At 69.3% G+C, this 20113-nt stretch carries 12 protein-coding genes and 3 pseudogenes; 3 read left to right on the top strand and 12 right to left on the bottom strand.

What is annotated here, in order from left to right:
* The first annotated feature begins 228 nt into the window (after positions 1-228).
* The 3 genes from ABZ490_RS13475 to ABZ490_RS13465 all read left to right on the top strand — a co-directional run bounded on the left by ABZ490_RS13475 (position 229) and on the right by ABZ490_RS13465 (position 9564).
* A complete protein-coding gene (locus ABZ490_RS13475; protein WP_358988741.1) occupies positions 229-8052 on the top strand; it encodes a ricin-type beta-trefoil lectin domain protein in 7824 nt (2607 codons plus the stop codon).
* 71 nt (positions 8053-8123) lie between these two features.
* Positions 8124-8651, top strand: coding sequence for a hypothetical protein (locus ABZ490_RS13470; protein ID WP_358988739.1), 528 nt, complete (start codon positions 8124-8126; stop codon positions 8649-8651).
* Between the two features lie 76 nt (positions 8652-8727).
* Positions 8728-9564, top strand: coding sequence for a hypothetical protein (locus ABZ490_RS13465; RefSeq protein WP_358988737.1), 837 nt, complete (start codon positions 8728-8730; stop codon positions 9562-9564).
* A 681-nt stretch (positions 9565-10245) separates the two neighbouring features.
* On the opposite strand, the pseudogene ABZ490_RS13460 reads toward ABZ490_RS13465, so the two are convergent.
* From ABZ490_RS13460 to ABZ490_RS13405, 12 genes and pseudogenes are all read right to left on the bottom strand, one after another.
* Positions 10246-11101: pseudogene (locus tag ABZ490_RS13460) on the bottom strand (ISAs1 family transposase); the annotation flags it as partial.
* A 76-nt stretch (positions 11102-11177) separates the two neighbouring features.
* Positions 11178-11927 carry a transposase family protein gene (locus tag ABZ490_RS13455; RefSeq protein ID WP_358988735.1) on the bottom strand — a complete coding sequence of 250 codons (750 nt, stop codon included), beginning with the start codon at positions 11925-11927 and terminating at the stop codon, positions 11178-11180.
* Positions 11928-12091: 164 nt separating this feature from the next.
* Positions 12092-13351 carry an MFS transporter gene (locus ABZ490_RS13450; protein ID WP_358988733.1) on the bottom strand — a complete coding sequence of 420 codons (1260 nt, stop codon included), beginning with the start codon at positions 13349-13351 and terminating at the stop codon, positions 12092-12094.
* A complete protein-coding gene (locus tag ABZ490_RS13445; RefSeq protein ID WP_358988731.1) occupies positions 13348-14133 on the bottom strand; it encodes a hypothetical protein in 786 nt (261 codons plus the stop codon). Before ABZ490_RS13445 ends, ABZ490_RS13450 begins: the two co-directional genes overlap by 4 nt.
* A gap of 109 nt (positions 14134-14242) precedes the next feature.
* The gene (locus ABZ490_RS13440) at positions 14243-15298 is read right to left on the bottom strand and encodes an alkaline phosphatase family protein (RefSeq protein WP_358988729.1); all 1056 of its coding nucleotides are present in this window, start codon (positions 15296-15298) and stop codon (positions 14243-14245) included.
* A 211-nt stretch (positions 15299-15509) separates the two neighbouring features.
* Positions 15510-16019: a transposase gene (locus ABZ490_RS13435; protein ID WP_358988727.1), complete on the bottom strand. Its 510-nt coding sequence runs from the start codon at positions 16017-16019 to the stop codon at positions 15510-15512.
* 77 nt (positions 16020-16096) lie between these two features.
* On the bottom strand, positions 16097-16723 hold the full coding sequence (gene dhaL, locus ABZ490_RS13430) for a dihydroxyacetone kinase subunit DhaL (RefSeq protein ID WP_358988725.1): 627 nt from the start codon (positions 16721-16723) through the stop codon (positions 16097-16099).
* A 71-nt stretch (positions 16724-16794) separates the two neighbouring features.
* Positions 16795-17271, bottom strand: a pseudogene (locus ABZ490_RS13425) (dihydroxyacetone kinase subunit DhaK); the annotation flags it as partial.
* The gene (locus ABZ490_RS13420; protein ID WP_358988845.1) at positions 17184-17408 is read right to left on the bottom strand and encodes a hypothetical protein; all 225 of its coding nucleotides are present in this window, start codon (positions 17406-17408) and stop codon (positions 17184-17186) included. The pseudogene ABZ490_RS13425 and the gene ABZ490_RS13420, both read right to left, overlap by 88 nt.
* 112 nt (positions 17409-17520) lie before the next feature.
* A pseudogene (locus tag ABZ490_RS13415) lies at positions 17521-17661 on the bottom strand (dihydroxyacetone kinase subunit DhaK); the annotation flags it as partial.
* Between the two features lie 158 nt (positions 17662-17819).
* Complete coding sequence (locus tag ABZ490_RS13410) at positions 17820-18533, bottom strand: IclR family transcriptional regulator C-terminal domain-containing protein (RefSeq protein ID WP_358988723.1); 714 nt, start codon at positions 18531-18533, stop codon at positions 17820-17822.
* Between the two features lie 155 nt (positions 18534-18688).
* Entirely contained in the window at positions 18689-20095 is a 1407-nt protein-coding gene (locus ABZ490_RS13405) for an IS1380 family transposase (protein ID WP_358988722.1), read from the bottom strand.
* Between the last annotated feature and the right edge of the window lie 18 nt (positions 20096-20113).

Genomic DNA, 20113 nt, shown 5'->3' with positions numbered 1-20113 from the left:
ACGGTGGTCAGAACGTCGGCGGCAGGCGTGCGGCGGTGATGTTCGCTCCCCCCGCACAGAACGTACACAGCAAAAGCCAAAAGCGGTCACAAAGTTGTCATGGCATTGGCAAAAAGTCTTGAGACTTGGTCAACCCGGTTCCTAGCCTCCCGTCCTGGATCACGCAGACCACGTGACCGCTCAGAAGACGGATCATCAGATTTGTTCCATACGGGGGGACTTCACACGGTGGGTGTGCGAAGAACGCTGACGTTCGTCTCTGCTCTGCTCACCGCCATGGTGCTACTGGTGACGGTGGCGGTGGCCCAGAACGGCATCGGGCCGTTCGTCTTCCACGGCGATTTCTGGAAGCCGAAACCGCTGCCGAAGACCCCCGCCGTCGGCGACCACGCGCTGGCCCGGACGAAGACCGTCCATCCCAAGGGATACCGTCCGCTCACGCGTTACACGGCCACCAGAGCCTCTTGGCCGAAGCCGGGTTCGCACACGCTCACGCTCAAGCGCAAGCCCACCAAGGCCGGTTCGCTTCCGGTGTGGGTGGCGTCGGCGGGCAAGCGGAGCGCCCCTCGGGTCGGCGTCCGGCTCGCCTCCCGCGCCCAGGCCCTGAAGGCCGGCGCGGACTCCGGGCTCCTGGTCGGACTGGGGCGTACCCCGTCACATACCGGCAAGGTCAGCGTCGTCATCGACTACTCCGCCGTCGCCGAGGCCTATGGCGGTGGCTACGGCTCCCGGCTCACCCTCACCCGGCTCCCCGCCTGCGCCCTGACGACCCCCCAGCGTGCCGAGTGCCGTACCGGCACCCCACTGAAGACCGTCAACCGGGCCACCGCGAACCAGCTCACCGCCACCACCACAACGGACTCGGCAATCGCCGTCACCTCGGGCAGCCGGGGTTCGCAGGGCGACTACTCGGCGACTTCCCTGACCCCCGAGGGGAGTTGGCAGGCCACCGGCACCGGCGCCTACACGTACGCGTACCCCGTTCAGGTGCCGCCGGGGCTCGGGGACACCGGGCCGTCGGTGGCGCTGTCGTACGACTCCCAGTCCGTGGACGGAGAGACCTCGGCACGTAACTCGCAGGCTTCGTGGATCGGCGACGGCTGGAGCTACCAGCCGGGCTTCGTGGAGCGGACGTACCGCTCCTGCGGGTCGCTGCTCGACTCCGACGGAGACAAGATCCTCAAGGGTTCGGGCGACCAGTGCTGGGGCGGCGCGGGCGCCACCGTCTCCTTCGGCTCGCACTCCGGGGTCCTCGTCCCGACAGCCACCTCCGGAGTGCCGGGCGAAATAAGGGAGTTCCGGCTCCAGGGCGATGACGGCACGGTCGTGCAGGAGCTGTCCGGCGCCGCCAACGGCCTGTACGACGGCACCTACTTCCGCGTCCTGACCACCGACGGCACCGCCGCCTACTTCGGCGCCGACCACTCACCCACCGGCCCCGGCACCAAGGGCCTGGCCTCCGCCGACGCCGGCGACGACTCCACACACGCGGCCTGGGGCGTGCCCGTGCTGCACCCGCGCTCGTCCGACCCCTGCCACAGCGACTCGGACGGCAAGAAGTCCCGCTGCGACAAGCCCGAGGGCTGGCGCTGGAACCTGGACTTCGTCGTCTCACCCACCGGCTTCGTGCAGCGCTACGACTACGCGACCGAGACCGGCTGGTACGACCTCGGCGGCGGCCAGGCGGCGGCGACCGACGACAAGGACGACACCGGAACCCTCACCTCGTACACCCGGGGCGGCACGCTCGCCACCATCTCCTACGGTTACACCCTCGACGACGAACAGGCGGGTCGCACCCCGTCCGCGCAGGTGGCCTTCGCCTCCAAGGAGCGCTGCCAGACCACGTCGGCCTTCACCGACTGCTCAGCCGGGAACCTGGACGACGACACGGCCCCGCACTGGCCGGACGTCCCCTACGACCTGCACTGCGACTCCACGGACAAGACCAAGCTGCCCGACGACGCCACCAAGGTGCCGACCGACGTGTGCGTCGTGTCGTCGCCAACCTTCTGGTCCACCACCCGGCTGGACACCATCACCACAAAGGTGCACGTCAAGGACGCCGACACCGACAAGCTGGCCCCGGTCGACTCCTACGCCCTCGGCCAGGTGTACTCCGACGCGGGCGGAGCCGTCGACCCGGTCACCGGCACCACCGTGGACCCCAAGGACGCGGGCTCCCTCCAGGCCGTGATGTGGCTGCAGTCCATCCGTCACACCGGCAAGGGCACCTACGGCAACGGCAACAGCGACATCGCCCTCAACCAGGTCTCCTTCACCGGCACCGAGATCGACAACCGGGTCGACGACGACTCGCCGTCCGCGCCGCCGCTGTACCGTCCGCGCATCTCCAACGTCCAGACGGAGACCGGCGAGTCGATCACCGTCGAGTACAACGAGACCCCGTGCGCGGGCAAGACGCTCGACGCCAAGGCGGCCGACTCCAACACCAACTCCTGCTACCCCGTGTACTGGACGGTCCCCGGCGCCTCCAAGCCGATCGCCGACTGGTTCAACAAGGTCACGGTCCACAGCGTCACCACCGCCGATCTGACGATCGCCGCCCAGTACAACCCGGACGCCTCCAAGATCCCGGCCGGCTCCGAGGCCCACGTCTCCACGTACGCCTACTCCGGCCCAGCCTGGCACCGCGACGACTCCGACCTCACGGACGACCAATACCGCACCTGGGACCAGTTCCGCGGCTTCCGCGCGGTCACCGTGCGCACCGGAAAAGCGCCCGAACCGGTCACCCAGAAGACCACCACCTACCTCCAGGGCATGGACGGCGACTACCAGGCCGACGGCAGCCGCCGCTCGGTCAGCGTGGACGCCACGGTCGGAGGAAAGACCGTCGAGACGGTCACCGACGCCGACCAACTCGCCGGCACCGCCCTCCAGACGGACACCTACACCGCCTCCGGCGGCACGGTGAACACCTCGGCCGTCAACGGCCCGTTCGCCTTCAGCACCACGGCACACACCGACCGCACCTCATGGACCGCCTGGACCCAGGACGACAACCCGGGCGAGACCAAGCCGGACAAGGCCACCCTGCCCGACCTCACCGCCCGCCGGATCACCTCCATCCAGAGCCACGGCTACGCCCTGCTCGCCGACGGCACCTGGCGGCACACCCGCACCGACACGGCGTACGACGACCAGGGCCGCGTCCAGACGGTCGACGCGCACGGCGATGTGACCGTGGCCGCGCAGGAGAAGTGCAGCACGACCGACTACGCGGCGCCCGCTTCCTCGGCCGGCAACACCATGCTGCTCACCTACCCGGACCGCATCACCACGGTCTCCGGGCCGTGTGGTATCAAGGCCGGCTCGGGCACCCTGCTCTCCGACAAGAAGATCTACTACGACGGCGACGGTTCCGTCACTGCCCTCGGTACCTACGGCACGGTCGCCCACCCGCACGTCACGGGCACCCAGGTCGCCACCGGCTTCGCCACCGACGGCACCGAGAACTGGCGCACCACCAGCGGCATCGCCTACGACGGCGCGGGCCGCGTCACCGACGCCCTCGACGCCACCGGCAACGGCACCCACACCGACTACCTGCCCAAGTGGAGCAGCGGGGGCGGCAACACCAACGCCACCGGCGTCGTCTCCTCCAACCAGAAGCAGTGGAAGGTCACGTCCACGCTGGACCCGCTGCGGGGCCTGCCGCTGCGCGACGTCGACGCCAACGGCCGCGTCACCGACATCACCTACGACGCTCTTGGCCGCCGTACCGCCGTATGGCTGCCCGGCCGCGACAAGGCGACACAGAGCGCGGACATGACGTTCGCGTACTCCATCAACCCCGGCGCGGTCCCGGCCCCCGGCGGCACCATCACACAGCCCGGCGACCCGTCCTCCGTCACCACCCGCACCCTGCGCGAGGACGAGACCTACGCGACCTCGATCAGCGTCTACGACGGAATGCTCCAGCCCCGCCAGGTCCAGACGACCGCCGACGGCGACTCCGACTCCGGCCGGATCATCTCCGACACGTTCTACGACTCCCACGGCTGGCCCAGCGCGTCGTACGCCCCCTACTCGGAGCCGGACCACACCCCTTCCACCACTCTGTACGCGGCCAACGAGAACGAAATCCCCGCCGAGACCACCACGACGTACGACGGCCAGGGCCGCGCCACCGCGAGCACCCTGTGGCACCAGGCGATCAAGCAGTGGAGCTCCTCCACCGCCTACCCGGGTGCCGACGAGACCGATTCCACCCCGCCGGCGGGCGGCCGGGAGACCGCAGTCTTCACGGACGCCCTCGGCCGGACGGTGAGGTCGGTGGTGAAGAACACCGGAGCGACGGTCACGCTGGCCGGCGGCACCATCATCCCGTCCGGCACCTCGCTGACCTCGGGCAGCGTCCGCCTGTCCATGCAGGCCGACGGCAGCCTGGTGCTCACCGCCCTCGCGACCGGCAAGACCGTCTGGACCTCCGGCACGAGCGGAAACCCGGGCGCCTACGCCCAGTTCGGCACCGACGGCAACCTCGCGGTTTACACCACCGCCGGCACCTCCAAGTGGAGCACCGGCCTGACCGCCACCACCGGTGCCACCCTCCAGGTCCGGGCCGACTCCACCCTCGCGGTCGTCGCGGGCAACGGGACGTCCGTGCTGTGGAAGCAGGGCACCGCGGGCGCCGTCCCGCCCGCCGACGCCACCACCCGCTACACCTACACACCCGCCGGACGGATCGACTCCGTCAAGGACAGCGCGGGCAACACCTGGTCGTACGGCTACGACGTGCTGGGCGAGCCGACCTCGCAGACCGACCCCAACACCGGTACGGCCTCCTACGACAAGTACGACGTGCTCGGCAACCTGCTCCAGGCCACCGACGCGCGCGGTCAGGTGATGTCGTACGCCTACGACTGGGACAACCGGCTCACGGCGACGTACGCGGCCCCCTGGTCGGCGACGCCCGACCCGGCCAAGCAGCAGACCGCCCGGGTCTACGACACCCTCGCCAAGGGTTACCCCACGTCCTCGACACGGTACGTGGGCGGGGCGAACGGCAAGGCGTACACCGAGGCCGTCACTGGCTACAACACCGCCTACCAGCCGCTGGGCTCGACCCTCACGATCCCGTCCGCCGACGGCTTCCCCGGGACCACGGCGGGCGCCACCGTCACCTACACCCTGAGCTCCACCTACACCCCGACAGTCGGCCTCCTGTCGACCACCCAGTACCAGGCGGACGGCGGCCTGCCCGCCGAGCGCATCGGCTACGGCTACACCCAGCAAGGCGCACTGGACGGCTTCGGCGGCTACATCAACGCCGCCAACACGCCCTCCTACCTGGACGGCACGGTCCACGACCCGTTCGGCCGGGTCCTGCAGACCAACTACGGCCCTGTGGGCAAGGAACTCGCCACCTTCGCCCAGTACGACGCGACGACCGGCCGCACCACCCAGACGTCCAGCATGCTCCAGACGTCGGCCACGGCCCTGGACGTCGTCAACTACCGCTACGACCAGACCGGTCAGCTCACGGCGACCGACGACCTCCAGAACAACACCGCCCACGACACGCAGTGCTTCAGCTACGACTCCTTCCAGCGGCTGACCGCCGCCTGGACGGACACGGCCGGGATCACCGGCTCCGGCACCGCATCGGTGGGCGCGGTCGGAGGCTGCGCCACCGCCTCCGTACAGACCAGCGCGGCGCCGGTGAAGACGAAGACCGTGGGCGGCCCGGCACCGTACTGGCAGACGTACACCTACGACCTGCTGGGCGACCGCACGGGCACGGTGAATCACGACACCACCGGCAACGCCCTCGCGGACACCACCCAGGCGACGACGTACCCGGGGCTGGACGGTACGACCGCCGCCGCGCACCCGGACCAGGCGGGCGCGACCACGACCACCAACCCGGGCACGGGCACGGCCACGCAGACCCCGACGTACACGGACGTGACGACCGGCAAGAACGCGGGCGACACGGCCGGTCGGGCGACGAAGACCACCGGCCCCCTGACGACCGGCTTCACCCTCACCGGCGGCGGCAAGCTGTGCGTGGAGGAGACGGGTTCGGGTGCGAAGGTCGAGGTCAACACCTGCAGTTCGACGTCGACGGCCCAGAAGTGGACCATCGGCACCGACGGCACGGTGAAGGCGGCCGGCTTCTGCCTGGAAACGGCGGCCAACTCGACGACGTCCGGTGCGGGCGTGGTCGCGGAGGCATGCTCCACCGACGCCACCCAGAAGTGGCGCGTGACATCGACCGGCACCCTGGTCAACGCGGCCAAGAGCACCCTGTGCCTGACCGACCCGAGCGCCAGCGCCACCACGGGCACCCAGCTCACCGCCACCACCTGCGGAGGCAAGGGCCAGACCTGGACGACGGTCTCTACGGGCGCCCTGCCGGCGGGCCAGACCCAGACGCTCACCTACGACGCCGAGGGCCGCACAGCGACCGTCACGACACCGTCCGGCACCACCAGCCGCACCAGCACCTACCTGTACGACGCCGACGGCGACCTGTTGGAGCAGACCGCGTCCGTCGGGGGCACCGACAAGACGCGTGTGCTGTACCTCTTCGGCGGAGCGGAGCAACTCACGCTGGACGTGGCGGCGAAGACATGTACGGCGTTGCGGTACTACGCGGGGCCGGACGGGACGCGGGTGACGCGGTCCAGCTCGGGCTCGGTCACGTATCAGGTGGCCACCTCCCAGGGCACCGCGACGACGGCCGTGGACGCCTCCACGCTCGCCGTGACTCGCCGCTTCTACGACCCGTACGGCAACCCTCGGGGCACGGCGCCGTCGGCATGGGTTGCCGGGGACGAGAACCACGGCTACCTGGGCAAGCCGGCCGACTCGGTCACCGGCCTCGACCTCCTGGGCGCCCGCAACTACGACCCGGTCCTGGGCCGCTTCCTCACGCCCGACCCGGTCTTCGAGTCCGGCGACCCCAACCAGATGGGTGGGTACAGCTACGCCGGCGACAACCCCGCGACGCGATCCGACCCGTCGGGCCTGTGCCCCAAGGACATCTGCGACGGGTACGGGCAGAACACCGGGAAGACGTCGAGCAACTCCAGCGACGACACCACCACCTCCAGCGGTGACACCGGGGGCGGCAGCGGTTCCAGCGGTGGTTCGCCGACCCCGTCGCCTTCGCCGGGTGCGCCGCCCACTCCGGGGCCGTACCCGCCCGCCCCGCACAGCTTCGTCACCGCAGTCGTAGTAAGCATCGCCAAGACGGCGTACGACCTGGTCAACTGCGAGTTCTGGCTGAGCGGAGGCGGCGCGGACCACGACGCGTCCTGCCAGACGGCCGGTGGCGTCGTCTCGGGCGGCGGTCTCGAAGGAGGCGGCCTCGGCGCCGCCGAACGCGGTGCCGTGGGCGACGCCGAAGGAGCGGCCGAGGGAATCGCCGAAGGCGACGCCGCCGCTGCGGCTGGGGCAGGTGCCAAGGCTGTCGACGAGGCTGCCTCCGACGTCGCGGACCTGGCGGCACTGAAGCGGGCGAACGCTCAGGCGCGGGCGGAGGAGGCGGAAGCGGCCTCGGCAGCACCGAGCTCACCGGCCGCCGGAGCCTCCGGCACGAGGCCGTCGGCGCGGGACTCACGGCCGCCAGTGCAGAAGACGGCACCCGGAGCGAGCAAGTCGAGCCAGGCGATCGTCACCAAGACCAAGGTGCCTCGAGGCACCACCATCGATGATGGTCTTGCCGGCGCGAGAAACCTCCGGAATCGGCTGGCTGAGCGTTCGCTGTTTCCGAACCGGGATGGAGTAACCGTCAGTACGGCCATGGCGAGGAAGACCTGGACGGCGGGCTACAACGCCGAAACAGGCGAGATAGTCGCTGCTTCCTCGGGTTGCGGATACTGCGCGGAAGGCAACGTCATCAATGCTCTGGGCGGTGACGTCAACCGTGTCGTGCTGACGCGGGCGCTTCATTGGGACAGGGAGAAGGAAGTCTGGGACGAGATGCCGATCTGCGACAGGTGCCAGGTCTTTCTGACGCCGGACGACGTCGAGCCAGGGCCGTGGTACTACCACCCCGGTCCTTGGGACAACAGGTAGCGATACCAACTCGTACACTTTCTCCCCGCGCAGTCGGGGCTACCCGATACCAGGACAAGGGGAGTGCACACATGGGCATCCGGCCGTCGCTGATCCAGGCCGAGCGGGTCGACTGGGCTTCCCTGCGATGTGGCTGCGGCATGACTGGGGCGCATATACCCGAGACCTTCGCGGCCTTGGTCGACGCGACGACGCCGCAGGGGTTGGCGGAGGCATCCCTGGAGGGCCACGTCCACATTCAGTCGCTCCTCTTCGAGGTGGCGGTTCCTGTCTCCTCGATGATCGTGGCGGCCCTGAACGAGCCCCTCTGGGAGGATGTACGGGTCAGGCTCCTGGACGACCTCGGCGCGTGTGTGGGCGGGGAGTCCCACTGGACCGAGGTCGAGGCCGGCGCACCCGAGATCGAGATCGACTGTCAGATCGCTGCCCGGGAAGGTCTCTGGACGCTCTACCAGGAATACGCCACCGGTCGGGCGCTGCTTGCGAGGCTCGTCCTCGACGTGGTGGACAACGACCGAGACCGCTTCGCGTATTTCGATCACCAGCTGAAGGGACGGATACAGAAGCGGTCGAAGCGTCATGGACCGACAGGATGGTGAAGTAGGCGAGCCTCGCCCTCGCGTAGTGAGAAGAGCCCCGTCGGTCCGTTTCCGGTGTGAAACGTAAGGTGGAACCGTGGCGAATCATCCAGGCTTCGGCGTGCTTCTGACCCGGCTCATGAATCACCGCCGGAAGGATGTGGCGTGGCTGGCCTCCGCCGCCGGCATCCCGGAGACCGAACTCCGCGCGGTGGTGGCGGGCACGCCGCCGCTGGCTTCGCAGCTCGACGCTCTCGCCCCCGCGCTCGGTTTCCACGTCGCCGACCTCTATGTGATCGCTGACGTCCCGGTGCCAGTGGCCCTCACACCTCGGGAACCGGCCGCCGGGGCAGCGATCGTGGGCCTTGTCCAGATCATGCTGGCACTGCCGACGGACCAGAGAGCCCACGTCCACCAGCTCATTGATCAGCTGTCGCTGGATGACGACGAGCGACGCTCCCCTCCACCGTTGGTTTATGACCAGCACGAGGCGGGCTCCGGCGCGCTACTCGCCAACCTGTTGTGCCTCAACCGGAATCTGCACTCCCCGACTGCCGCAGCCAAGATCCTGGCCCTTCTTACGGAAGGCCGCGTGTACCTGGCCGCCTCCACGATCAGCGGTATCGGCAGGGGCCGCGTAGCACTGACTGCGGACCGCGTGGCAGGCTTCGCGACCACTCTCGGCATCCCGGGTAGTGACCTCGCCGCTATCACCGGGGTTGAACTCCGCGAGACGTCGGGGCCCGACGATCCGCTGGCGGCCGAGATGGCGCGGCTGCTGTGGAACTGCCGGCGCCTGACTGCGGCTCAGGTCGAGTGCGTGCGCGACGAAGCGGACTCGATGCTCGTAGCGGTGCCCGACGACGCCCCCGGCGCGGACTGGAACCGCGTCCGTCACCACCACGGGAGATGGTGGGGCGCGCCGAGGCACTGACATGACCCGTTGGAACAGACGTTTGCCGGTCGGGGAACCGACATGATGGTGCGGGGGTGCTTGTGGGGAAGCGACAAGCCCAGCCAAATCGTCCTGCTGCCCGTGCGCAAGCTGGCTCGGTGGCCGCTTGGTGGCCGGACGCCTTTGGACGGCGTGTCACGGGATGGCACGGCCCAACCTGCCGCATGTGCTCTGATCAGGCACAACGTCATCCGACAGCACGACATGTCATTCGGCAACATGATCGCTGCTGGTCTCGTAATGCGTAGGTCTCGGTTTCGAATCCCGAAGGCGGCTCTGTGGTAAACCTCAGGTCGGGGCTCTGACCTGGGGTTTCTTGTTTCGGTTGACCTTGGAATTCAGGCTAATCGGGCACGTGTGCTTCATGCACCGCAATGCGTGGGTCTGAGGTTTACGATCGGTGGCGGTTCTGCTCTCCAGGGCTGTGATCTGGTCTTTTGTCTCTTGCGGTCGTTCTTCTTCGGGCTGTTCGGACTGGCGTGGTGGCCGTGTGGTGGCCGAGCGTGCAGACCGACTCCCGGTAAACCGTGAAATTGGTGGTTCGCAGGGGAGCGATGGTTGTGGCATTCTGACAATCGCGCGTTCAACCTACATCCTCGTTCGGGCGGTCGTCGGGTCCTGACAGGCTGTCGTCTTGCTGGGCTGCAAGCGGCTGCGTGCGTCCCGGCACCAGCGGACGGTGTTCTCCACGGTCCAGTGCCCGCGAGCCCAGGCGGCGATCTCGGAGGCGGATGCCTGCTCGGCGGGCAGGTCCGTGATCGCGTACACGGTCTCGGTGCTCCACCGTTTCGCGCCGGGAGTGCGGCGCTTGCGGCGGATCCGTAGGGCCTGGCGGGCGGGAAGAACAGATTGTCCACGGTTACGACCTGGGCGTGCCGCTGTTCGGTGCAGCCGTGGCCGGTGGAGTCGTCGCGGTAGATGACCGCGATGTTCTTCCCGGGCAGCTTCCGGAGCTGGTCGGCGAGTTTCCTCTGGTTGGACTTGATGGTGAACAGGTAGTGGGCGCCGCGTTGTTCGACGAGGTAGGCGGCGTGGGCGCGTTGGGCGTGCGGGGCGTCCACAGTGATCACGCAGTCGCACAGATCGGCGTCGTTGATCTGGTCGAGGAGGGGCCGCGAACTCGGGTATTTCGTTGGTCTTCGCGCCGATCTCGCGGGAGGCCAGGGTAATGCCGTCGCCGTGGCGGACCGCAGACAGTACGAACACACGGCTACCGTCGGGGCGATGAGCCCCACGCAAGCATTTACCGTCCACCGTCAGAGCCGGGCGGCTCGGGGTGGGGCCGTCGTGGTCCTGTGCTCGCCGGTGAGCACGGCGCTGTTCTCGTTCGGCCAGCCCGTCGGCGGTAGCGCGGACCGGGCGGGGTACGGGTCACTTGCGAGACGAGCGGACGGAGGTAGGCGAAGCTCACCGCGCTGACCTCGATCGGGTCGAGGGGGCCAAGGACGCGGCGCAGGGCCCTCTTGCTCGGCACGTGGAAACGGCCGGTCAGACGTCTGGGGCAGTGCGGTCAACCCGGAGGCCAAGTTGCTGCTTCTGCGCCTGGGAGTGCGGCAGCCCAGGGATCTGGCCCATTTCCCCAGTGAGGGTTTTCAGCGTTGCCTCTCCAGGGTGAGGATGGCGGCGGTGATCGACGTGAGACGTGTCGGGCTGCAGCGTGCCCGTCGGAAGATTCGCCAGGATTTCAGGCGGGCGACTCCGCGTTCGACGGGTGCCCGGGCGGCGGACAGAGCCCGGTTGACCGTCCGCTCGGTGGGGGTGGGCTCGCCGTTCGGCGGTCGGCGTTTCGGGGTGGTGACCCAGTCGCCGGCGCCGATGTAGGCCATGTCGGCGAGAATCGGCACGCCCTGGCGTTCACAGATTCGGATGATCTCGTGTCGGCGGGCGGCCGTCAGGTCGTGGGTGCGGCCCGGCAGAGCGGGCGAGAGCCACAGGATCCTCCCGGCGGGATCCGTGACGACCTGCACGTTCACCCCGTGCCGCTTGTGCTTGGAGGAGTGGTCCGCGCGCCCGTCACCGACCCGGTCGCACTCGGCGAGGGTGCCGTCCACAAGTGCATAGTCGGGGTCCGTCTCGCGCAGCACCTTCAGCAGGCCCGGTGCCTTGTCCGCCAGGTGCCCGACGACGGTGGTGACGTAGGCGTGCGCGGTGCCGACGGACACCCCGAACCCGGCTGCCAGCTGCGCGAGGGTGTCGTGCCGGCGCAGGTACGCCAGAGCGATCAGCGCACGTCCGGACGGACGGAGTCTGCAGCGACGGTCACCCTCCCGGGTGACGATCAGCATCGTCACCCACTCGACCGGCGCATGCGGGAGGTCGAGTGCGGCAGGATATGGAATCAACAGGGCTCCCGGGCTGTCGAGTTGAGACGTCGAACACCTCACTCAACGGCGCGGGAGCTCTGTGCGTTGCGGCCGGCCCGCCCGTCACCCACACGGGACCCAGACTGAAAAGGCTCAGTGATTCCCTGGGCCACTTCGGCGGTGGAGGGCCGGCCCCTGTCGGGTCACGTCAGGTCGCGCATACGACGGATGGGGCTGGTCCACACGGCGAGGGGAGCCAGGAAGGCGAGGGCGCAGATCAGCCAGAGGGAGCCGCGGTTGCCGATGGCCATGGCCACGGCGCCGGCCGTCAGGGCACCGAAGGGGACCGCACCCCAGGACACGAAACGCACGGTGGCCATGACCCGGGGCAGCAGCTCGGGTGGCGTGACCGTCTGCCGATGAGTACGGGTGAGGATGCTGAGCACGACCACGCCCGCGCCGAAACCGATGTTGCCCAGCGCGAATAGAATCAGTCCCCAGCCGCTTTCGGCGAGCGGCATCAGCACCGCGACCGACGCGCCGAACAGGGTCGAGACCAGCAGCGTGCGGCCGCTGCCGATACGGCCCGCCAGCCGCGGGGTGAGCGTGGCACCGATCAGGCTGCCCAGGCCCTCCGTGGCGATCAGCACACCCACCAAGCCCGTGGGGGCGTCGAGGGTGCGGACCAGGAAGACGGGCAGCAACGCCATGAAGGCACCGCAGGTGAAGTTGACCAGCGTGGCCGCAGCGACACAGGGGCGGATCGCCTCGTGGTGGCTGACGAACCGCCACCCCTCCTTGATCAGGCCCAGCGTCGACTCGCCCTTGGCCGACTTCTTCGCGGGCGCGGGTCGCGGCAGGCTGCAAAGCAGCACGGCGGAGACGAGATAGCTGACGGCGTCGAAGAGGAGGCTCATGGCGCCGCCGAGGAGCTGGACGAGCACACCGCCGAGCGACGGGCCGCCCAGCTGGGTGGCCGACACCGAAGCGGAGGTCAGACTGTTGCGGGCAGTCAGCTCGTCCTTGCTGACGATCGACGGCAGGAACGTGGAGTTGCCCACGTCGAAGACCACCGTCGCCAGGCCGATCACCAGCGCCACGAGGACGAGATGGGCCAGGTGCAGGATGTCGAACGCGGCCGCCAGCGGCACCGACAGGACGGCGACCGCCCTGATGAGGTCCATGGCGACCTGGGTGCCCCGCAGTGGCAGGCGCTGCACGATGACCCCGGCAGGCAGTCCGATCGCGATCCAGGCGGCGTACTGCGCGGCCGTCAGGAAACTGACCTCGAGACTGGAGGCGTGCAGGACACCGACGGCCACCAGCGGCAGGGCGACCGTCGTGATCGCGTCGCCGACACTGCTGATGGTGGAAGCGGTCCAGTACCGCCAGAAGGCGGACGCGGATCTCGGCTGGCGGCCGTCGGTCGGGGGTACCGGCCGGGTGTCCTGAGGGGTCGTCAAGAAATCTCCACCTCCAGTGTCAGGTCCTTGCAGCGCTGCACGATCAGGTTCACCCACGCCTGCGGCGCGTCGGGGTCGAAGGACCGCATCGTCTCCAGCGCCCAGTACTCCTCGAACGACAGGGCTCTGGGCCGTGTCTCGCGGAAGCGGCGCGCCCGCCACTTCGGGGTACGGGAGCCGAAGTTGCCCTTGCTCTCCAACAGTGCGTCCACGGTGTGCCCAAGCGCCTTGCGCGCGGACAGCACCGCACTGTCGAGGTCCTGCGCGGCCAGTTGTCCGACGGCATCCTCGATGGACGCGTCGGTCTCCGCGAGCGAGCGTGTGGTCACGAAGGCCCGGAAGGCGGACTCCTCGACCTGTCGTTTGCACTCCTCGGCCCAAGAGGTGCCGCTGAGGGTGAGGCAGGTGCTCATCCGCTCCAGGAACAGTTCCTCGGCGTCCACCAGCGCTTTGGCCGTGGTGCCGTCCGCCTCGAACTGCTCCCAGGTGACCTTGTCGAGCATCTGGCGGACCTGGCTGTCGAGCCAGTACTTGATCTCCCAGCGGCGCCCATCCACGTGCAGCACGACGGCGGGGACGACGGCAGGGGTCAGCGGCACAGGGATCGTGCGGGCGCTCGCGCCCGTCCAGGGGATGGTGGATATGACGTTGAAATCGTAGTCGCTGCTCTCGTTGGACCACCCGCGCGCGACGGAGCCCACGCAGCACACCGCGAGGCAGCCGTCTGGTATGAGCCCGCGGCGATCCATTTCCTCCAGGCAGCCGGTCAGGCTCGTACTCATTGATCTACCTCCCCGTTCAGACCTCGCCTCAGCGTTCAGCACAAAAGCAGGAGGCGTCAACTGCCACATGAGACAAGGTGCTTGGGTGCCGTGGCGGATCCGCGCGGGCCTATTTCACCCGCCATACGGCGAAGGGGGTCTCGGTCTCCTCAGGGGCGAAGGAGCCGTGGTCATAGCGGTACTCCGGGTCGGTGAGGAACGCCCCTCCCTCGGACACGAGCAGCACGTCGCCGACCCGAGCTCGGCCCGGCGAGCCTGGCCGGAAGACCTCGTCGGCGGGCAGGATCCGGATGTCGCCGGGCAGCTCCTCGCCGAGCAGTGCAAGCAGTTCCGGGCCGGTGCCGGCCCGGGGGTAGAGCCAGCGCATGCGTCCCGCGCCGCCCATCGTGAAACCGTACCGTCGGCCCAGGTCGTCGAGCAGGTCGGCGAGTTCCGGGTCGTGCACGGTGGGCACCAGACCGTGATCGGAGTGTGCCACGACCAGGATGTCCCGCGTGGCCAGGGAGGCGGCGAACTCGCCCAGGGCGGTGAGGACCCGGAAGGTGTGCTCGTCGTAGCCGTGCCGGTGCACGTGCTGGTCGATCTCGACGTAGCACCAGAGGAGACAAGGTCGTGCATCGTGCCGAGCGAGGGTCTCCTCGACGGCCGTGCCGACCCGCGCGGCCACCTCGGCGGCGGGGCGCCGGTGGTAGGCGTCGTGTTCGGTGTAGAAGCGGTGGCCCGTGATCGGCTGGGCGTGCGCCAGCAGGGCGTCGCGCCAGGACGAGGCGTAGCACTCCAGGTCGCCGAGGACGGCCAGCGGGGTACGGCCGAGTCGGATGGCATCCAGGAAGACATTCTCCGTGGCGGGCGTGAGGCCGGGGCCGTGGTGGTTGAGGAAGTTGACCAGACCGCCCTGACCCGATGGGTCGGAGAAGACCACGCCGGGCACCGCGTGGTCGGCGACGTCCAGACCGGTCAGGGCGCTCAGCCAGCCGGCTGAGGACGTAGTCGGCGCTACGGCGCGCAGGAGCCGTGTCTCGGCGGAGGGCCAACAGGTTGAAGCCGCACTGAGGTTGACCCCGTCAAGGGCGAGTACCACGACATGGCGGGTGGCGTACGCGGCCATCAGAAGGGCGAGTTCGGCACGGAAGTCCGTGACGGACGGCGGTGGGGCGGGGTTCACCGGAATCGACCACTCTCTCGGCCGGCCCGCGTCGGGCCGGCCGTGTCGGGGCGTGGGACCTGCCCGGCTCGGCGCGAGCGGAACGCGTCGGGCCCGGCCGGGGCAGGTCCCGACACTGCCTGGGGTGGACGGCACCGTCCTGTTCGGCAGAGAGGGCACGATTGGACATCGTCGGGCAGGGTCCAAGGGCGCCCTTCTTCGGCCTGCGGTGTCACTGGGCCGGGCGGAGCTCTTGTCCCTGCACCGACGCCGTGCTGCGGCTCGGGCCGAACAGGCGGACGGTGAAGTCTCCCGGCTGATGCACCCGGATGCCGGGCTTGAGCCCCGTGCTGCGCCGGGGCGCCGCCGGGATCCGTTCGACTGGGGCGGGCGTCCGGTTCAGCCGCTCCTCGGCCAGAGCACCGACCACGTCGGCCCAGTGCCGCATCTGACCGGGCATCTGCTGCTTGCGGGAGGCCTCGCGTATTCGGTCCCAGAGGCCCGCCTCGCTCCACTGGGTGAAGCGGCGGTGGGTGTTCTGCCAGGACACGGCGAACGTCTTGGGCAACGCGCGCCAGGGCACTCCGCTCACTAGCACGTACACGATCGCCGCGAACATCGCCTCGTCGTCCGCGCGTTGGGTACCGCCACCCTGCGGTCGCTGTGCCGGGCGCGGCAGATAGTGGCGGGCCAGCGGCCATAGCATCATCGGGGTCAGCCAGGAGAACCGGCCGGCGGCCACCAGTGCGGGCTGCGGCTGGCCGTGTGTTCCGGACGTGCTCCTGCGACGTAGTGGGGAAACCGTCTGCTGGCGCTGAGTCACTTGGTCTCCAGAGCAGTGGCGAGAGCTTGGAAGATCAGTGCGAGCGAGGCCGCGCCGGGGTCCTGGTGGCCCACGCTGCGCAGGCCCAGGTAGGAGGCACGGCCCCGGCGGGCCTGCATCGGTTCGGTAGCCCGTAATCCCTCTTCGGCGACGTCGGTCGCGGCGTGGGCGGCGGCCGGGAGATCGCCGCCGGACTCGGTCACCCGAGCGAAGGCGGCGGCAGCCGGCCGGTAGACGTCGTACATGGTCTTGTCGCCGGGCTCGGCGGCGCCCAGACGATGGACGCTGTCGCTCGCGGCGGCCAGCCTCTGCCTCTCGCCCTGCGGGCTGGGGCCGTCGAGTGTCTTGCCCAGGGCCCGGAAGGAGCTGCCGAACAGCGGCCCCGAGGCCCCGCCGATGGTCGACACGAGGGTGTTGCCCACCGCGACGAGTAACTCCCCTGCGGTCACGTCCGCCCGATCGTCCTCGTCGAGGGCGGCCGCCACTGCCGAGAACCCGCGGTGCATGTTGACTCCGTGATCACCGTCGCCAATGGCCGAGTCCAGTCGGGTCAGCCGGTCCTTGTCCTGGTCCAGAAGAAAGGCGGCGTTGCGCAGCCATGTCCGCGTCCGTGCGGAGTCCAACGGTCCTCCCGTGTGTCGTGGTTATCGACCGGCGTTCACATGTCAGCACCCTCAGCGCAGCGCTGTTGTGTTCACCGGCATCGTCCAGAGACCGAGCATCCGGGCGGCCGCCCGGCAGACGGTGAGGGACACCCCTGCCATGTCCAGCGCGTGACGTAGTTGCCGACCAAGGCGTGTGCGATGGCCAGGTCGGCGTGCCCAGCACACCGGAGGTCTCGCTCGGTGCGACGTACAGCTCCTACAGGGGGCGCCCCGAGGCCGTTGGCCATCACCAGACAGGTGGCGTCGCCCGGCGGGAGCCCGGCGAGCAGCGGTTCCGTGGCCCGTACGACGAGGTCACGGGCCGAGCGCAGAGGTTCCCCGCACAGGCCCGGCTCGCCGTGGATGCCGACCCCGAACTCGATCTCGTCCGGGCCGAGTTCGAAGTTCGGCCGGCTCGCTGCGGGCGAGGTGCATGGCGTCAGGGCAAGCGTGATGCTGCGTGAGGCGGCGTTGACTCGTTCGCCCGTCTCGGCCACGGCCACGAGAACGGCGCCCTGTCCGGCCGGGGCGCCGCAGATCCTGTCCATGACCACCGTGGCACCTGTGCCACGGCGGCCCGTTTTCCCGCCGCACTCGCGACGTCGTCGTCCACGACGACGGTCCGCGCCCTGTGTCCCTCGTCCTCGGCGAGTTCGGCGGCCATCGCGAAGTTGAGCCGGTCGCCGCCGTAGTTCGTGCCGCAAATCGGCCAGGTTCCGGCCGGAGGCGGGAGAGGCCAACACCTCGCCGGGCGCCGCGGCGTCGAGCATGCCGCGGCCGACGAATCCGCCGTCCAGCGGTTCGTGACCCGCGCCGCCCCCGGAGGCGAGGCCGACTCTGCCGGGCACCGGGCCGCTCGCGCGCGCGATCACCCGAGGCGCGGGGGTGACGGGCAGGCCGGGGTGGGCGATCTCCATAGCGTGCAGGCTGTCTGGCACTCGGCTCTCGGCAGGATTGAACGGCTTCGTCACAGTCGCCCCTCCACCCCCCAACAGCCGCCCGGCGCGTGGTCACCGGCCCGTCACGTTTGGTTCCACAGGTCGTCGCTTCTAGTTAACGCGAACAAACTCGAACGTTATTCTTCACTACTGAACACTTGCTCGAAAATTAGGTTGGCCTTGCTTGGTGTGTCAAGAGGGTGCCGTAGCCGCCGAGGCACCTCGGCGGCTACCGGCGGGTTGCTGGATTGCCCGCCGCGTGGGCTGGGTAGCGTTGGGTCTGGGCCGTCGATCATGCTTTCTCGGCGGAGGTGCCGTGGACCCCGCGCCGAAGGGGACGTGGTGATTGGCGACGGGGGAATCGTGGTGAGGCGTCGGTGCGGATACGGCAGGAAGCCCAGCTCAGATCTGGGGAGGGCGCCCAGCTCGCGCGAGAGATTCCGGGCGGTCTCTCGGGTCGCGATCGCGTACGCCTGGCGGCGCTCCTCGTCCAGGAACCGCTCGACCGGGCCGATCAGTCCGATGGCCCCGGCGACGGCGCCGGTGCGGTCGAAGACGGGCGCCGCGATGCCTGCGTCACCTAGGGTCGCCTCCTGGCTCTCCAGCGTGTAGCCGACCGTGGTGGCCTGCTCCAATTGCTCGGTGAGCGCAGACGGTTCGATCACTGTCCGGCCCGTCGGCGCGACCAGTGGCGCGGACAGTAGACGCTCCCGCTGCTCCTCGGGGGAGAATGCCACGATGGCTTTGCCGAGGGCGCTCACGCTCCAGGGCAGGGTGGCACCGGTCTCGATGGGCTGCACCACGCCCTCGGGGCGGAACGCGTGATGGATGACCATTACTTTCTCGCCCACTAGCCTCGCTGTTTCGGTTGCCGTGGCGGGACGCTGATCGTCGTCAACTTGTGGGTGGCCATGACGCTTTCGTTGTGTGGGCATGCCGGGGTGCCGACGCGGGGGCCGGAGTCTCCGAGGTCTTGCGGATCGCGGGCGGTCACGACAGCCAGCGGTCAGGAGACCGGGCGGGGCAGGGCGGCAAGGCGTTGGAAGGCAGTGGCGAGTTCGTTCCTCCAGGGCCAGGTCTTGGAGATCCGCAAGCGAAGGCTGCGGCCGCCGCGGGTGAGGCGGGCGGCGACGTGCAGGAGCCGGTAGCGGAGCTTCTTCGGCTCGGCGGCGGCCAGGTCGCCGTCCAGCAGTAGGGTGCGCGTCCAGGCGAGGAGGTCGATCGCGGCCAGGGACAGCTCCAGCCAGGCCGCGTTCACCAGGAAGTGGCGGGAGGGGAAACGGCCGAAGCCGGTGTCCTTGCCGCAGCGAATGTGGTCCTCGACGATCGCGTGCCCACGGTGCCGGACCTCCAGATGCTGGATGGAGCCGCCGCCGGAGTACGGGGTGTCGGTGAGGAACACCTGGTGGCGCAGGCCCTCATCCTGGTCGAACAGGGAGAGCTGGGCGCCGGGATGAGGGCGTTCACGACGCACGATGATGCGGGTGTCGGCCGGGTAGCCGACAAGATAAACCAGCCCGGTCAGTTCGGCGACCTGGGTTCCTTGACGCAAGGAGCCGTCCTGGTCGAGAGCGGGGTGCCAGATGCGCTCAGGCAGCGAGCGGATCGCGCGGCGGACGTCGGCGGTGACGGCCATGCCGACCGAGAAGCCGATGCCCATCCCGCGAATTCGCAGGTCGCGCAGGTGGCGGAGGAAGGTTTTCGCAGAGCCGGCGGAGTCCGTCCGGATCAGGATCGGGGTGCCGTGGTGGTGGATGTCGGGGAGTTGGGCGAGGGCGTCATCGAGCACCCTGATGTGATCGGCGGCGGTGTTCGCTCCGGCGTTGCCCGGTCGTAGCCGTCCGGACAGTGCCTCGCCGGGGTTGGCAAGGAAGCACAGCAGCGGGTGGAAGCCGAAACCGCCTTTGTAGGTGGCGGCGGCCTGTTCCTTCTCCGTGTGGCAGGCCACCAGCGTCGCGTCGATGTCCAGGACCAGGCCGGGCAGAGTACGGCCTCCGGCCCGGGCGGCGGGTATGCCCTCACCGTCTTCGGCGGCCTGCAGCCAGGCCACCTCGCGGGCCTGGGCGCGGGCCGTCCGCAGTCGGGCCAGCACGCGCTCGTCGATGGCGGCGAGCAGCCGCCAGGCCGTGGGCGTGGACGCCACCAGGCCGAACACTTCCCGCTGGTCGCGCAGGACGGCCAGATCCGTGATGGTCTCACCGCCATCGGCGAGCATCACCGTCAGATCGGTCATGATCCGGCCCGGATCGTGACCGGTCCCACGTGGCCGCAGAGGCCGCAGCACATCGGAGTACGCAGCTGTCAGCCCAGTCGCGTCGGCGAGATCCGCCAGCAACCGCGCTCCGGCATGCCCGACCACCCCCGCCCCGTCAGCGGTGACATGAACCTTGGGACGCAAACCGATAGCCTGCACGTAGAAAGTGCCTTCCGC

The organism is Streptomyces sp. NPDC005811 (assembly GCF_040630405.1).
Lineage (GTDB): Bacteria > Actinomycetota > Actinomycetes > Streptomycetales > Streptomycetaceae > Streptomyces.
Note: the sequence above shows the minus strand (reverse complement) of the source record. Positions and strands in the feature narration are given on the sequence as shown.

Bases quoted from the DNA above. Each gene is read 5' to 3' on its own strand.
- ABZ490_RS13445 (WP_358988731.1), bottom strand. From the start codon at position 14,133: ATGAGTACGAGCCTGACCGGCTGCCTGGAGGAAATGGATCGCCGCGGG.
- ABZ490_RS13420 (WP_358988845.1), bottom strand. From the start codon at position 17,408: ATGGCCGCCGAACTCGCCGAGGACGAGGGACACAGGGCGCGGACCGTC.
- ABZ490_RS13470 (WP_358988739.1), top strand. From the start codon at position 8,124: ATGGGCATCCGGCCGTCGCTGATCCAGGCCGAGCGGGTCGACTGGGCT.